Source organism: Stenotrophomonas sp. G106K1 (genome assembly GCF_037969685.1).
In the GTDB taxonomy this organism is placed as follows: Bacteria; Pseudomonadota; Gammaproteobacteria; order Xanthomonadales; family Xanthomonadaceae; genus Stenotrophomonas; species Stenotrophomonas lactitubi.
The window spans coordinates 1-13,661 of record NZ_JBBPFR010000021.1 but is presented as its reverse complement, the minus strand read 5'-3'; the positions used below and the strand labels follow the sequence as shown (position 1 = coordinate 13,661).

The 13,661-nt window shown below is 67.1% G+C and carries 14 protein-coding genes; 9 read left to right on the top strand and 5 right to left on the bottom strand.

Going from position 1 to position 13,661, the window contains the following annotated elements; genetic code table 11:
• Positions 1–34: 34 nt before the first annotated feature.
• Entirely contained in the window at positions 35–1,132 is a 1,098-nt protein-coding gene (ddlA, locus tag WKB25_RS16395; RefSeq protein WP_340571823.1) for a D-alanine--D-alanine ligase, read from the bottom strand.
• Positions 1,133–1,515: 383 nt separating this feature from the next.
• Here ddlA and WKB25_RS16390 point away from each other — a divergent pair, with 383 nt between their 5' ends.
• The 4 genes from WKB25_RS16390 to WKB25_RS16375 all read left to right on the top strand — a co-directional run bounded on the left by WKB25_RS16390 (position 1,516) and on the right by WKB25_RS16375 (position 5,235).
• Positions 1,516–2,151 carry an SCP2 sterol-binding domain-containing protein gene (locus WKB25_RS16390; protein WP_340571822.1) on the top strand — a complete coding sequence of 212 codons (636 nt, stop codon included), beginning with the start codon at positions 1,516–1,518 and terminating at the stop codon, positions 2,149–2,151.
• Positions 2,148–3,803: a ubiquinone biosynthesis regulatory protein kinase UbiB gene (gene ubiB / locus WKB25_RS16385; RefSeq protein ID WP_340571821.1), complete on the top strand. Its 1,656-nt coding sequence runs from the start codon at positions 2,148–2,150 to the stop codon at positions 3,801–3,803. Before WKB25_RS16390 ends, ubiB begins: the two co-directional genes overlap by 4 nt.
• On the top strand, positions 3,800–4,387 hold the full coding sequence (locus WKB25_RS16380; RefSeq protein ID WP_340571820.1) for an O-methyltransferase: 588 nt from the start codon (positions 3,800–3,802) through the stop codon (positions 4,385–4,387). Before ubiB ends, WKB25_RS16380 begins: the two co-directional genes overlap by 4 nt.
• Positions 4,388–4,494: 107 nt before the next feature.
• Entirely contained in the window at positions 4,495–5,235 is a 741-nt protein-coding gene (locus tag WKB25_RS16375; RefSeq protein ID WP_340571819.1) for a pseudouridine synthase, read from the top strand.
• 106 nt (positions 5,236–5,341) lie between these two features.
• On the opposite strand, the gene WKB25_RS16370 is transcribed toward WKB25_RS16375, so the two are convergent.
• Entirely contained in the window at positions 5,342–5,860 is a 519-nt protein-coding gene (locus WKB25_RS16370) for a DUF2059 domain-containing protein (RefSeq protein WP_340571818.1), read from the bottom strand.
• Positions 5,861–5,994: 134 nt separating this feature from the next.
• On the opposite strand from WKB25_RS16370, the gene arfB reads away from it, so the two are divergent.
• The 3 genes from arfB to dcp all read left to right on the top strand — a co-directional run bounded on the left by arfB (position 5,995) and on the right by dcp (position 9,301).
• The gene (gene arfB, locus WKB25_RS16365) at positions 5,995–6,426 is read left to right on the top strand and encodes an alternative ribosome rescue aminoacyl-tRNA hydrolase ArfB (protein ID WP_089241560.1); all 432 of its coding nucleotides are present in this window, start codon (positions 5,995–5,997) and stop codon (positions 6,424–6,426) included.
• 4 nt (positions 6,427–6,430) lie between these two features.
• Entirely contained in the window at positions 6,431–7,033 is a 603-nt protein-coding gene (locus WKB25_RS16360) for a lysophospholipid acyltransferase family protein (RefSeq protein WP_099819569.1), read from the top strand.
• A gap of 111 nt (positions 7,034–7,144) precedes the next feature.
• On the top strand, positions 7,145–9,301 hold the full coding sequence (dcp, locus tag WKB25_RS16355) for a peptidyl-dipeptidase Dcp (RefSeq protein WP_340571817.1): 2,157 nt from the start codon (positions 7,145–7,147) through the stop codon (positions 9,299–9,301).
• A gap of 154 nt (positions 9,302–9,455) precedes the next feature.
• Here the strand turns inward: dcp and WKB25_RS16350 are convergent, their stop codons facing one another.
• Entirely contained in the window at positions 9,456–9,902 is a 447-nt protein-coding gene (locus tag WKB25_RS16350) for a hypothetical protein (protein ID WP_025875822.1), read from the bottom strand.
• Positions 9,903–9,905: 3 nt separating this feature from the next.
• On the bottom strand, positions 9,906–10,307 hold the full coding sequence (locus WKB25_RS16345; protein ID WP_340571816.1) for a hypothetical protein: 402 nt from the start codon (positions 10,305–10,307) through the stop codon (positions 9,906–9,908).
• A gap of 256 nt (positions 10,308–10,563) precedes the next feature.
• Here WKB25_RS16345 and lepB point away from each other — a divergent pair, with 256 nt between their 5' ends.
• Entirely contained in the window at positions 10,564–11,190 is a 627-nt protein-coding gene (gene lepB, locus WKB25_RS16340) for a signal peptidase I (RefSeq protein ID WP_340571815.1), read from the top strand.
• 121 nt (positions 11,191–11,311) lie between these two features.
• Entirely contained in the window at positions 11,312–12,568 is a 1,257-nt protein-coding gene (locus tag WKB25_RS16335) for an MFS transporter (protein WP_089241550.1), read from the top strand.
• Between the two features lie 82 nt (positions 12,569–12,650).
• Here the strand turns inward: WKB25_RS16335 and WKB25_RS16330 are convergent, their stop codons facing one another.
• Complete coding sequence (locus WKB25_RS16330) at positions 12,651–13,559, bottom strand: LysR family transcriptional regulator (RefSeq protein ID WP_340571813.1); 909 nt, start codon at positions 13,557–13,559, stop codon at positions 12,651–12,653.
• Between the last annotated feature and the right edge of the window lie 102 nt (positions 13,560–13,661).

Sequence of the window (13,661 nt, the reverse complement as noted above, 5' to 3'; positions counted from 1 at the left end):
GTGCCGGCTAGCGGCCGGCACTACCGAAGCGCGGTCAACGCACCGCGCTATGCAATCCACGATCGGCCTGGTGCCGTTCCAGCGCCAGCTCGATCAGGCGCGTGATCAGCGTGGTGTAGTCCACGCCACTGGCCCCCCACAGCTTCGGATACATGCTGATGCGGGTGAAGCCGGGCAGCGTGTTGACTTCATTGATGACGATCTGGCCATGGGCGGTCAGGAACACATCCACGCGCGCCATGCCGGCGCACTCCAGCGCCTGGTAGGCCTGCAACGCGATCTGCTGGATGCGCGCCTGGGTTGCCGCATCGATTGCGGCCGGGACCACCACCTCAGCACCGTCTTCGTTGATGTACTTGGTGTCGTAGGCGTAGAACTCGTCGTGCAGTACGACCTCGCCACAGACGCTGGCCTGCGGCCGCTCATTGCCGAGTACCGCACATTCGATCTCGCGGCCGACCACGGCCGATTCCACCAGGACCTTATGGTCGTAGCGCAGCGCGGTCTGCAATGCCTCGGCGAAACCCTCTGCATCCTTGACCTTGCTCACGCCCACCGATGAGCCCTGGTTGGCCGGCTTGACGAACAGCGGCAGGCCAAGCGCTTCGATCAGTGCCGCGACATCGACCGCATCGGCCTCGTGGCGCCGGATGCACACCCACGGTGCCACCTGCAGGCCTGCATCACGCAGCAGGCGCTTGGTCACGTCCTTGTCCATGGCCACCGCCGAGCCCAGCACCGGCGAACCGACGAAGGGCAGGTTGGCCATGCGCAGCAACCCCTGCAGCGCACCGTCCTCGCCCAGCGGCCCGTGCACGATCGGCAACACCACATCGATCTGCCCCAGCGCGCTGCCCGCATCGGTCGGCTGCAGCTGCGCCTGCTCGGTACCCGGCAGCACCGCCAGCGCGGTACCGGAAGCATGCAGGGCGATGCGCGCCGGATCATCCGCGTTGAGCAGGAAGGTATCCGGTTGGCTCAGGTGCCACTGGCCCTGCTTGTCGATGCCGACCAGCACCGGCTCGAAGCGCTCCCGATCCAGCGCATCGAGAATGTTCTTCGCCGACTGCAGCGAAACTTCGTGTTCGGAAGACCTGCCACCGAAGATGATGCCAACCCGGGTCCGTGCCATGGAAGTGCGATGTCCTGTGCGTTGCGTGGCCTCATAGCATGAACCTTCACCGACCCTCCGCGTGAGGCACAGATGAACCAGAAATCCAGTCGCGCGTGTCATCCACGCATGGCCTGGATTTACGTGTCGACCAAGGTCGACACCCACCAACAGCAGCAGGAACCTGTGGAAGGCGGGGTGGGTCCGGTTGCGGGGGTGTCCGCGGCATGGATGCCGCGGCCAAGCCTCCATGGACGGATTCACGGCGTCCCCCGCAACCGGACCCACCCCGCCTCCCCACTGCAAGCCGGCATTTGACGTTGCCGTTGCTCTGGCCGTTGCGTCAGCGGGTGCCGGGCGGTAGCCCGGCCCAAGCCCGCCACCCACGCAGGTAGAATGCGCACATGGCTCTTTCCCTGCTCAAGTCCCTCAAGCCGGTCGCTGGCCGTGCCCTGCAGATCGCCCTGAACCGCGCGCTGGCGCTGGATCCGGATACCCGCCATGCGCTGGCCAACCTCGACGGTCGCCATATCGACCTGACCTTGGACGCACCGCCGCTGGCGATGCGCATCAGCGTCGATGGCAACCAATTGCGGGTGGGCCCTGTGGATGCGCAGGAAGCCGACCTGGCCGTGCGCAGCAGCCTGGCCGGCGTGCTGGCACAGCTGCCGTTGCTGGCGCGTGCCCGCCAGGGTGCTGACAACGGCAAGGCCCGCGTACGCGTGGCCGGCGATGCCGAACTGGCGCGCCGCCTGCAGCAGCTGGCCAAGGGCTTCGATCCGGACTGGCAGCAGCCGTTCGTCAGCGTGTTCGGCGACGTGCTGGGCGTGCAGGTGGCCAACACCCTGCGCAGTGCCCTGCAGCACGCCCGCCAGGGCGCGATCGACCTGGCCCACAGTGCCGCTGAATTCATCACCGAGGAATCGCGCGACGTGGTGCCACGTGCCGAACTGGATGCCTTCCACGACGACGTGGACGTGCTCCGCGATGATGTCGAGCGCCTCGGCGCACGCGTGCAGCGCCTGCGGGGTGCCGCATGAAGGCGCTGCTGCGGGCCAGCCGCATCGGCCGGGTGATCCTGCGTTACCGCCTTGACGACCTGCTGCAGGACACGCCGGCAGAGCGCTGGCTGCGCCTGGCCAAGCCGTTCGTGCCGCGCGCTTCAGCCGACATCGCCGCACAGTCGCGCGGTGCGCGCCTGCGCCTGGCGCTGCAGGACCTGGGGCCCATCTTCGTCAAGTTCGGGCAGATCCTGTCGACCCGCCGCGATCTGGTGCCGCCGGATGTGGCCAATGAGCTGACCCTGCTGCAGGACAGGGTCAAGCCCTTCGACGGCGATGCTGCGCGCCGCATCGTCGAGGAAGCGCTCGGCCTGCCGGTCAGCGAAGCCTTCGCCAGTTTCGACACCGAACCGCTGGCCTCGGCCTCGATCGCGCAGGTGCACGCGGCCACGCTGGCCGACGGACGCCAGGTGGTGGTCAAGGTGCTGCGCCCGGGTATCGAGAAGCAGATCGACGCCGACATCGCCCTGCTCAACTCGCTGGCAACGCTGGTCGAGCGCACCCATCCGCGTGCCGACAAGATCCGCCCGCGCGAAGTGGTGGCCGAGGTCGAAAACACCCTGGCCGCCGAGCTGGACCTGCAGCGCGAAGGCGCCAACGCCAGCGTGCTGCGCCGTTTCTGGGAGAACTCCGACGACCTGTATGTGCCGGAGGTGATCTGGAGCCATACCGCCGAGCGCGCGCTGACCCTGGAGCGTGTATGGGGCATTCCCTCCGATGACATCGCCGCACTGGACAAGGCCGGCATCGACCGCAAGGCGCTGGCCGCCAAGGGTGTGCGGGTGTTCTACACCCAGGTGTTCCGCGACAATTTCTTCCATGCCGACGCGCATGCCGGCAACATCTGGGTCGACATCGATCCGGCACGCCGCGACAACCCGCGCTTCATCGCGCTGGACTTCGGCATCATGGGCCAGCTCTCGCAGGAAGATCAGTACTACCTGGCCGAGAATTTCATGGCCATCTTCAACCGCGACTACCGCCGCATCGCCGAACTGCACGTGCAGGCGCGCTGGATGCCCGACAACGTGCGCATCGATGATCTTGAGGCGGCGGTGCGTTCGGTGTGCGAGCCGTACTTCACCCGTCCGCTGTCGCAGATCTCGCTGGCCGAAGTGCTGATGAAGCTGTTCCGCGTGGCCCAGCGCTACCAGCTGACCCTGCAGCCGCAGCTGATCCTGCTGCAGAAGACCCTGCTCAACATCGAGGGCGTCGGCCGCCAGCTGGACCCGCAGATCGACATCTGGGCCGTGGCCAAGCCGGTGCTGGCGAAGATCCTGCGCGAGCGCTACAGCCCGCGCCGCGTCGTGCGCGAGATCGGCAAGCGCCTGCCGGAAATCATGACCCATGCGCCGGACATGCCGCGCCTGGTACACGCCTGGCTGACCCAGCAGGTGGAAGGTCGGCATGAACTGGCGATGCGTTCGCGCGATCTGGTCGCGCTCGATGCCAGCCTGCAGCGGCTGCAGAAGCGCGCGGTCGGGGCGATCACTGGCGTTGGTCTGCTGGCGATTGCCGCATTGATGTACGTGCTGCAGCCGCCGGGCTGGTACTGGGGCGACGTGCCGGCATGGAGCTGGGTGTCCGGTGCGGTTGGCGTGTTCGCACTGGCGCGTGCGTGGTGGCGATGAGTGATGCGCTGAGCGCGCTCAAACACGAGCTGGCGCAGTTCGGTAGTGACAACGATGCCCGCGAAGCCGATCGTGGCCTGCGCATGCTCAACATCACCGCCGACACCGGTGAACTGCTGTCGGTACTGGTGCGGTTCGGCAACGCCCGTCGCGTGCTGGAGATCGGCACGTCCAATGGCTATTCCACGCTGTGGCTGGCTGAGGCCGCCGCTGCCATTGATGGCAGGGTGACCACGCTGGAGTTCGCCGCCGACAAGGTGGCGATGGCCTGCGCGAATTTCGCCCGCAGCGGATTGGGTGAGCGCATCGAACTGGTCCACGCTGATGCCGGGCAGTGGCTGGCGCAGGCGGCCGATGGCTGCATCGACCTGCTGTTCCTGGATTCGGATCGCGGGCAGTACGCAGGCTGGTGGCCGCAGCTGCGCCGCGTACTGCGCCCCGGCGGCCTGCTGGTGGTCGACAACGCCACCTCGCATGCCGCTGAGATGGAGCCGCTGCGCGCCCTGCTGGCCGCCGACGCGGCGTTCACCACCAGCCTGGTGCCGGTGGGCAATGGCGAATTGCTGGCGCTGCGCAACGCCTGACTGCTTTACAGGTAGGTGCCAACCTTGGTTGGCACGCTATTGCCGGTCGCGCGGAGCAGCCGAGCGTGGGCTCGGCTCTACAGAGGGCAGGCCTTTATAATCCCGCGGTGAGTACCGAACCTGACACCCTCGCTGCGGTCGAGATTGAAACCGCGCCCCTGCAGCTGCTGCACCTGGACGAACGCTTGGCCGTGGTCAACAAGCCGGCCGGGCTGATGGTCCACGACAGCAAGCTGGCCCGTGGCGAAGATGATTTCCTCGCCGATCGCCTGCGCGAGCAGCTGGGTCGGCCGATCTTCCTGGTCCACCGCCTGGATCGCGCCACCAGCGGCTGCCTGCTGCTGGCCTTCGACCGCGACGCCGCCAGTATGCTGGGCAAGGCGCTGATGGGCGGCGAAGTGAGCAAGGACTACCTGGCAATCTGCCGCGGCTGGCCGGCCGAGGAAGCCTGGCAGGTCGACCATGATCTGGACGGCGGTCCGGGCAAGCCGGTGAAGAAGCCGGCGGTGACCGACTTCCAGCGTCTGGCTGCCGGTGAACTGTCGGTGCCGGTGGGTGAGTTCGCCAGTTCGCGCTACGCGCTGCTGCGCTGCCAGCCGCAGACGGGGCGCTTCCGGCAGATCCGCCGGCATCTGAAGCACCTGTCACACCACCTGATCGGCGATACCAGCCATGGTGATGGCCGGCACAACCGCAACTTCCGCATGCAGGGGGTACACCGCATGCTGCTGCATGCCGAGCGGCTGCGCTTCCCGCATCCGGATGGCGGCACGGTGGACGTGCGCGCCCAGGTCGACGGTGAGTTCCAGAAGGCGCTGGACCTGTTCGGCTGGAGCCAGGACCTGTAGAGCCGAGCCCACGCTCGGCTGCGCTTCCCGGCGCCGCGCGCCGCCGCCCGAGCATGGGCTCGGGCGCTACGGAAATCCGGGTTGCCGGCCAGCGGCCGGCACTACCTCACTTCTTTTCCGGCTCGTTGACGATCGCTTCCAGATCCTTCTGCAGATCGGCGAACAGCGGCTGCATGCGCGTCTGGATCGCCACCATCACGTTCTGCATCAGCGCCGGGGTCTTGTCGAGCAGGCTCTGGCCAGCCGGGCTCTCGTAGAACTCGGCCATGGCCAGCACGTCTTCCTTGCTGAAGGTCTTCTTGTACAGGTCCACGTACATCGGCCGCAGCTGCTGCCACGACAGTGCCTGGCGCAGGGTCTGGCTGGTACGCGCCTGGATGCGCTGCAGCTGTTCCTGCTGCTGGGCGTTGAGCTGGCGCTGGGCAGCGACCTGCTGGAACTGCTGCTGCTGCATCGATTCGATCTGCGGCAGCATGGTGTCGATCATGCTCTGCGCACGCGAGGCCGACAGCAGGCGGTTGATGTCGCCATCGGTGGGCGCTGCAGCCAGCACCGGCGCGCTTGCTGCGGCCAGCACCAGCAGCAGGGTCGCGCGGCGCAACAGGGAGGGGAGCAAGCGGATCATGCGGAGCGTCCTGCAGTACACGGGACCGCAAGCATACCCCCGGCAAAGGCGAAGGCGGCGTGTTCGGTGCCTGATCGGCGGCATACGGTGCGCGATGGCAGCCACGGCAACGCGCCTGCCGCTACAATGCGCGGATGGGCAACGGACCGGTCACCATCAGCGCGCAGCTTGAAATCCCCGACGGCGAGATCGTCGAGCGTTTCGTGCGTGCCAGCGGTGCCGGCGGCCAGAACGTCAACAAGGTCTCCACCGCGGTGGAACTGCGTTTCGACGTGGCCGGTTCGCCCTCGTTGCCCGAACCGTTGCGCGAGCGCCTGCTGGCGCGGCGCGACCGGCGCATGACCGGCGAAGGCGTGCTGGTCATCGACGCGCAACGTTTCCGCACCCAGGATCGCAATCGCGAGGATGCGCGCGAGCGGCTGGCGGCCTTCATCCAGGCCGGGTTGAGCGTGCCCAAACCACGCAAGGCCACCAAGCCGACCTTCGGGTCGAAACTGCGTCGTCTGGACGCCAAACGCGGGCGCGCGCAGATCAAGCGCGGGCGCTCATCACGTGACTGGGAGTGATTGCTTGAACAACCCGACGCCGTTGCTGCCGGCCATTCCGCCGAACATGCCGCAGGTCAGACCCAACCGTTTCCTGCGCTGGCTGGCGCGCTGCACGCTGCGCATGGGCGGCTGGAAGGTCACCGGCACCCTGCCGGACATCCCGAGACTGGTGTTCATCATCGCCCCGCATTCGTCCAACTGGGACGGCCTGTGGGGCATGGCGGCGAAGATCGCGTTGGGCATGAAGGTGAAGGTGCTGGGCAAGGCCTCGCTGTTCTGGTGGCCGCTGGGTCCACTGCTGCACAAGCTGGGCGTGATCCCGCTCGATCGCAGCTCGCCGCAGGGCACCGTCGGCCAGGCCGTCGACCTGCTGCGCGACAACGAGAAGATGTGGTTCGCGATCACCCCGGAAGGCACCCGCAAGGCCGTCAAGGAATGGAAGGCCGGCTTCCTGAAGATCGCGCGGATGGCCGACGTGCCGATACTGGCGGCGTACTTCCACTACCCGGAGAAGATCATCGGCATCGGTCCGGTGTTCACGCCGACCGGCGATGACGCCGCCGACATGGCCGCCATCCGGGAGTTCTACCGGCCCTGGATCGGCAAGACCCGCGGCACGGTCTGAGCCGGTCGCCGCCGGCAGCGTAGACGCCACGTCCGGCACATGCCGGGCGCCCGTGACAGGAGTAGGGTGGACGGCTGCCATCCCGTACCGTCTGCCCAAGGAGCGTTTTACATGTCGCGTACCGTAGTCCTGGCCGCCGCCATCAGCCTGGCGCTTGCGGCCTGTTCCGGCAAGGAGTCCACCCCCGTGTCCGAAGCCCAGAATGCACCGGCCCAGCAGCCGGCCGAAGCCTCCACCAACCCGCTGCTGACCGCCAGCAGCCTGCCGTTCCAGGCGCCGCCGTTCGACAAGATCAAGGACAGCGATTACCTGCCGGCCTTCGAAGAAGGCATGCGCCTGCATCTGGCCGACGTGCGCAAGATCGCCGACAGCGCCGAGCCGGCCACCTTCGACAACACCATCGTGGCGATGGAGCGCAGCGGCGAGACCCTGACCCGCGTGTCGCGCATCTTCTTCGGTCTGGTCCAGGCCGATACCAACGATGCCCGCCAGAAGATCCAGGAAGAAGTGGCGCCGGAACTGGCCGCGCACCAGGACGAGATCAACCTCGATCCGAAGCTGTTCGCGCGCGTGAAGTCGCTGTACGACCAGCGCGAGACGCTGGGCCTGGATCCGGTGCAGAAGCGCCTGGTCGAGCATTACTACGACGGTCTGGTGCGCTCGGGCGCACAGCTGTCCGACGCCGACAAGGCGAGCCTGCGCAAGCTCAACGTGGAAGAAACCACGTTGTCCACCCAGTTCCACACCCGTCTGGTGGCGGCAACCGCCGCTGCCGCGGTGGTGGTGGACGACAAGGCCAAGCTGGCCGGCCTGGACGAGGGCGCGGTCAACAATGCCGCCGCCGCTGCCAAGGACCGCAAGCTGGAGGGCAAGTTCCTGCTGCCGCTGCAGAACACCACCCAGCAGCCGGTGCTTGGCTCGCTGACCGACCGCGACCAGCGTGCGGCCGTGCTGAACGCTTCGGAAACCCGCGCCGAGCGCGGCGATGCCAATGACACCCGGCAGACTGTGCAGCGCCTGGCCCAGCTGCGTGCGCAGAAGGCCAAGCTGCTCGGCTTCGAGACCTTCGCCGACTACCAGCTGGGCGACCAGATGGCCAAGACCCCGGCGGCCGCGCTGAAGCTGCTGACCGACACCGTGCCTGCCGCCACCGCCAAGGCGCGTGCCGAAGCCGGCGAGATCCAGAAGGTGATCGACGCGCAGAAGGGTGGCTTCCAGGTGACCGCCTCGGATTGGGACTTCTACGCCGAGCAGGTGCGCAAGGCCAAGTACGATCTGGACGAATCGCAGATCAAGCCGTACTTCGAACTGGACAACGTGCTGCAGAACGGCGTCTTCTACGCCGCCACCCAGCTGTACGGCATCACCTTCAAGCCGCGCACCGACATTCCGACCTACAACCCGGACATGAAGGTGTACGAAGTGTTCGACAAGGACGGCACCTCGCTGGCCCTGTTCTACACCGACTACTTCAAGCGTGACAGCAAGTCCGGTGGCGCCTGGATGGACGTGTTCGTCGAACAGGACGGCCTGACCGGTGCCAAGCCGGTGGTCTACAACGTCTGCAACTTCACCAAGCCGGCCGCTGGCCAGCCTGCGCTGATCAGCTTTGACGACGTCACCACCCTGTTCCATGAGTTCGGCCATGCACTGCACGGCATGTTCTCGAACGTGAAGTACCCGTCGATCGCCGGCACCGCCACCTCGCGCGATTTCGTCGAGTTCCCGTCGCAGTTCAACGAACACTGGGCGCTGGACCCGAAGGTGTTCGCCAACTACGCCAAGCACTACAAGACCGGCGAAGCGATGCCGCAGGAACTGGTCGACAAGATCCTCAAGGCACGCAGCTTCAACCAGGGCTATGCGACCACCGAGTACCTGTCGGCCGCACTGCTCGACCTGGCCTGGCACACGCAGAAGGCCGATGCGCCGCTGCAGGATGTCGGCGCCTTCGAAGCCAGCGCACTGAAGAAGTTCAAGGTCGACCTGCCGCAGGTGCCGCCGCGTTACCGCACCACCTACTTCGACCACATCTGGGGTGGCGGTTATTCGGCCGGCTACTACGCCTACTTCTGGGCGGAAGTGCTGGACCATGACGCGTACCAGTGGTTCACCGAACACGGTGGCCTGACCGCCGCCAACGGCCAGGAATTCCGCGACAAGATCCTCTCGCGCGGCAACAGCGTGGAGCTGTCGACCCTGTACCGCGATTTCCGCGGCAAGGACCCGTCGGTGGAGCCGCTGCTGAAGTTCCGCGGCCTGAAATAAGCAACAGAAAACGGCGGGGGCAACCCCGCCGTTTTTTTTTGTGTAGAGCCGAGTCATGCTCGGCTGATGTTTTCTGGAAAGGCAGCCGAGCATGGGCTCGGCTCTACAAAGGCGGAAAAGCGAGTCGAGCATGGCTCGACTCTACCGAAGCGCATCACGTCCCTACATGCACCCGGTTCGCCTGCTCGGCCAGCCCCAGGTGATCCAGCGCGATATCCAGCGCCAGCACATAGCTCTGCGCCCCATACCCGGCCGCGATCCCCAGGCGCTGGCCGACGCCTGCCGGCAGGCACGGCTCCGCCACCGCGCCGTCGTCATGCACTTCCACGTACGCGTTGTGCAGGTACGGCAGCAGCCGCTGCAGGCGCAGGCTGTCGGCACATGCGCCCGGATCGAGCAGCGTCACCTCGCCACGGCTGTGGTCGGCCACACGCAGCGCGTCCAGCAGTTCCTGTTCCGAACCGCAGGCGCGGATTGCCACGCTGGTGCCCGCATCGATCGCACGGTGCACCAGTGATTTCAGCACCGGCGCCGGCAGCGGCGCGGCGGTACGGATCAGCGCGCCAGCCGCTTCCGGGCCACGGATGATGAAGATCGACATGGCTCAGCCCTCCCGTGCCAGGCGGCGGCCGACGATGGCCAGCGACAGCGGATAGCCCGCCTGCTGGCTGCGCTGGTCGACCACCACGGCGGCCGGGCCATGCTGCAGGCGCAGGCGCGCTTCCAGACCGGGCTGGCGCGGCGACTGCAGTTCGATGTACTCCGCCGGCAGACCGTCCAGCGCCGCCTGCAGCGCACCACCCTCGGCACACCATTGCGCCTCGTCGGCCACGCCGACATCAAGCAGCACCCAGTCCGCGGTGCGCGCCTGCGGCTGGCACAGGCACTGGCGCACATCGGCCAGGCTGGCGCAGTCGGTGCACAGCACCGGATGGCCGGACAACTCGGCCGGCAGCAGCGGACGCGGCACCGACGGCGACGCATGCCGGATCACCAGGAGGGTCATACAACACCTTGCGCAAAGCGCCCTGCGGCGCGGTAGGCACACGATGCGCGTGGTTGCCGTAAAGGTGCGATGCCCCGTGCCGGGCCTCGGCGTAAAACCTGCGTAACCCTGCATCGGTAGCGCCGGGCCATGCTCGGCTTGCTCGACGCTACGGAACGGCAGCCGAGCATAGGCTCGGCTCTACAGTATGCGGGCGCGGGAACCTCTTCGGGCCGGATATGGTCTGATGCCGACACCACCCACCCCGGAGCCTGCCATGGATGCTGTAGCCCGTCCGCCGCTTTCGCAGCGCACGCTTGCCTGGTTGAAGAAGGAGGCACTGCCGCTGCTGGTGATGCTGGGCCTGCTCGCCGCCGCCCGCGATACCCTCGCCAACCACTACGTCGTGCCCAGCGGCTCGATGCAGCCGACGCTGCAACCGGGCGACCGGGTGGTGGTGGACATGCGTGCTTATGGCCTGCGCCTGCCGTTCACCAGCAAGGAACTGCTGGGTACCGGCGCGCCGCAACGTGGTGAGGTGGCCGTGTTCGATTCACCGGCCGACGGCACCCGGCTGATCAAGCGCGTCGCCGCCGTGGCCGGCGACCACGTGCAACTGCACGATGGCCACCTGAGCATCAACGGCCAGCCGCTGCAGATCGCTGACCTGGCCGACACCGAAGCCTTCGGTGAGCGCCGCGCCAGCCTCGACCTGGACAGAGGCGGTGGCCCGGACATCGCGGATCTGCAGGTGCCCGCCGGCAAGGTGCTGGTGCTGGGCGACCATCGCGGCAACAGCTTCGATGGCCGCTTTTTCGGCTTCGTCGATGCGGACAAGATCTACGGCCGTGCGGTGGCGGTCTATTACCGCCGTGGTGATGGCTTCGAGTGGCAGCGGCTGTAGGCTGAATCGATATGCCAGAAGTATCAATCCTGACCTAACAGGTTATGGATCGACTGGATGGACCGGCCTAGTCTGAGGCCCGTCCCCTCCAATCCGGCCGCCCCCTCGGCCCACCGCCCCCATGACCGGCGAAACTCCGGCGGCCCTTGCCGACCGACCCCGTACTGACCACGCTGCCGCCGACACCCGCATCCAGCAGGGAACGCCGGCCTTCCGCCGCACCGCGCTGGCGCTGTTCCTGGCCGGCTTTTCGACCTTCGGCCTGCTGTATACGGTGCAGCCACTGCTGCCCGAGTTCAGCCGCCACTTCGGCGTGTCCGCTGCGGGCAGCGCGATGTCGCTGTCGCTGACCACCGGCACCCTGGCCGTGGCCATGCTGCTGGCGGGCCTGCTGTCCGATGTGGTCGGCCGGCGCCCGCTGATGATCGTTGCGTTGCTGGCGTCGGCCACGCTGTCGCTGTGCACGGCACTGGTTGATGACTGGTCCACCCTGCTGGTGCTGCGCACCCTGCTGGGGCTGGCGCTGAGCGGCGTACCGGCGGTGGCGATGACCTATCTGGTGGAAGAGATGGACAGCCGTGCGCTGGGCCTGGCGATGGGCCTGTACATCGGCGGCAATGCCATCGGTGGCATGAGCGGGCGCCTGCTGGCCGGCATCATCGCCGACCACTGGGGCTGGCGCTGGGGCATCGGCGTGGTCTCGATCATCGCCGTGGCCAGCACTGTGCTGCTGTGGCTGCAGCTGCCGCCGTCGCGCCACTTCCAGGCGAGCCGCAGTGGCCTGCGGCAGTTGCCCGCGCGCTGGCGCACGCTGTTCGCCGATCCTGGCCTGCCGTGGTTGTTCGCCACCTCGTTCGTGCTGATGGGCGTGTTCGTCACCCTCTACAACTACCTCGGCTACCACCTGCTGGCGCCGCCGTACCACCTCAGCCAGACCGTGGTCGGGTTGATCTTCAGCGTGTACCTCGTCGGTACCTTCAGTTCGGCGTGGATGGGCCAGCAGGCTACGCGCTATGGGCGGGGGCGCATCCTGTCGATCTCCTTCGGCCTGATCGCCGCCGGCATCGTGCTGCTGGCAATGCCGTGGCTGTCGGCGATGGCGGTGGGCATCGCGCTGGTGACGTTCGGTTTCTTTGGTGGTCATTCGGTGGCCAGCAGCTGGGTCGGCAGCCGCGCCGGTTCGATGCGAGCGGAAGCGTCGGCGCTGTACCTGTTCGCCTATTACCTGGGCTCGAGCGTGCTGGGCGGCGTGGGCGGCCTGGCCTATGCCGCGTGGGACTGGCTGGGCGTGTGTGCGTTCGCCGCGCTGCTGACCGTGATCGGCGGTGGCATCGTCTGGGCGCTGCAGCAGCGCGCGCCGCAGCCGGTGACGGCCTGATCCTGCTCTGGTAGATGCCGACCTTGGTCGGCGTTGTGCCCCTGGGCCAACCAAGGTTGGCCACTACCGGGAGCGATGCACCTCACTCTTCGGCAAATGCCCCACGCAGCAGCCCGGCGAAATTGCGGATCAACGGCGTCACGCCCTCGCGGCGCCACGCCAGCTGCACTTCCGAATGCGCGCCGGCATCGGCCAGCGGCACGAAGCGCGCACCTTCCACCCGGATGTGGTCGCATGACGAAGGCAGGATCGCCGCACCCAGTCCCGCTGCAGCGAGGCTGATCAGCGTCGAAGCCTCACCGGCCTCCTGCACGATGCGTGGCGTGAAGCCTGCCGCCGCACACAGCGCAATCATGTGGTCATGGATGCCCGCCCCGGCGCTGCGGCGGAACGCCACGAACGGTTCCTGCGCCAAGTCACGCAACGCCAGGGTGCCGCCTTTCGACAGGCGGCGCAGGGCAGGGTGGTCGGCATGCACGATCAACGCCAGTGGATCGACGAACAGGCTGTGCGCCACCAGCTCGGCCGGCAGCGTGCGCTTGCGGATGATGCCTACGTCCAGCGAACCATCTAGCAGCGCATCGATCTGCTGCAGGGTATTCATCTCGCTCAGCTGCAGCCGCACCTGCGGATACTGCTGGCGGTACTGCAGGATCGAACGCGGAATCTGCGGCGACAACGGCGTGGCCCGGGTCAGGCCGATACGCAGCTCACCCTGCTCGCCACGCTGCGCGCGCTGCACTTCATCCACCGCCGATTCCACCTGCTGCACGATGCTGCGCGCCCGTTCCTGCAGCAGTTCTCCCGCGGCCGTCAGCTGCACGCGCCGATGGCTGCGCACGAACAACCGCGCACCGATCAGTTCCTCCAGCTGCCGGATCTGCTGGCTGAGCGGCGGCTGTGACATCCCCAACCGCTCGGCCGCCTGGCCGAAGTGCAGGGTGTCGGCAACGGCGAGGAAATAGCGTAGGTGGCGCAGTTCGATGGACATGCGTGCAGTCTATCCAGCCCGAGCCCACGAGTCCCCATCCACGCATGGCGTGGATCTACCGTGTCGACCAAGGTCGACACCCACCAACAGCAGCACAGAACG

Excerpts from the sequence above, each read along its gene's own strand:
- WKB25_RS16370 (WP_340571818.1), bottom strand. The coding sequence starts at position 5,860 with ATGATCCGCTTGCTCCCCTCCCTGTTGCGCCGCGCGACCCTGCTGCTG.
- arfB (WP_089241560.1), top strand. The coding sequence starts at position 5,995 with ATGGGCAACGGACCGGTCACCATCAGCGCGCAGCTTGAAATCCCCGAC.
- lepB (WP_340571815.1), top strand. The coding sequence starts at position 10,564 with ATGGATGCTGTAGCCCGTCCGCCGCTTTCGCAGCGCACGCTTGCCTGG.
- WKB25_RS16350 (WP_025875822.1), bottom strand. The coding sequence starts at position 9,902 with ATGTCGATCTTCATCATCCGTGGCCCGGAAGCGGCTGGCGCGCTGATC.
- WKB25_RS16330 (WP_340571813.1), bottom strand. The coding sequence starts at position 13,559 with ATGTCCATCGAACTGCGCCACCTACGCTATTTCCTCGCCGTTGCCGAC.
- WKB25_RS16390 (WP_340571822.1), top strand. The coding sequence starts at position 1,516 with ATGGCTCTTTCCCTGCTCAAGTCCCTCAAGCCGGTCGCTGGCCGTGCC.
- WKB25_RS16380 (WP_340571820.1), top strand. The coding sequence starts at position 3,800 with ATGAGTGATGCGCTGAGCGCGCTCAAACACGAGCTGGCGCAGTTCGGT.
- ddlA (WP_340571823.1), bottom strand. The coding sequence starts at position 1,132 with ATGGCACGGACCCGGGTTGGCATCATCTTCGGTGGCAGGTCTTCCGAA.
- dcp (WP_340571817.1), top strand. The coding sequence starts at position 7,145 with ATGTCGCGTACCGTAGTCCTGGCCGCCGCCATCAGCCTGGCGCTTGCG.
- ubiB (WP_340571821.1), top strand. The coding sequence starts at position 2,148 with ATGAAGGCGCTGCTGCGGGCCAGCCGCATCGGCCGGGTGATCCTGCGT.
- WKB25_RS16345 (WP_340571816.1), bottom strand. The coding sequence starts at position 10,307 with ATGACCCTCCTGGTGATCCGGCATGCGTCGCCGTCGGTGCCGCGTCCG.
- WKB25_RS16335 (WP_089241550.1), top strand. The coding sequence starts at position 11,312 with ATGACCGGCGAAACTCCGGCGGCCCTTGCCGACCGACCCCGTACTGAC.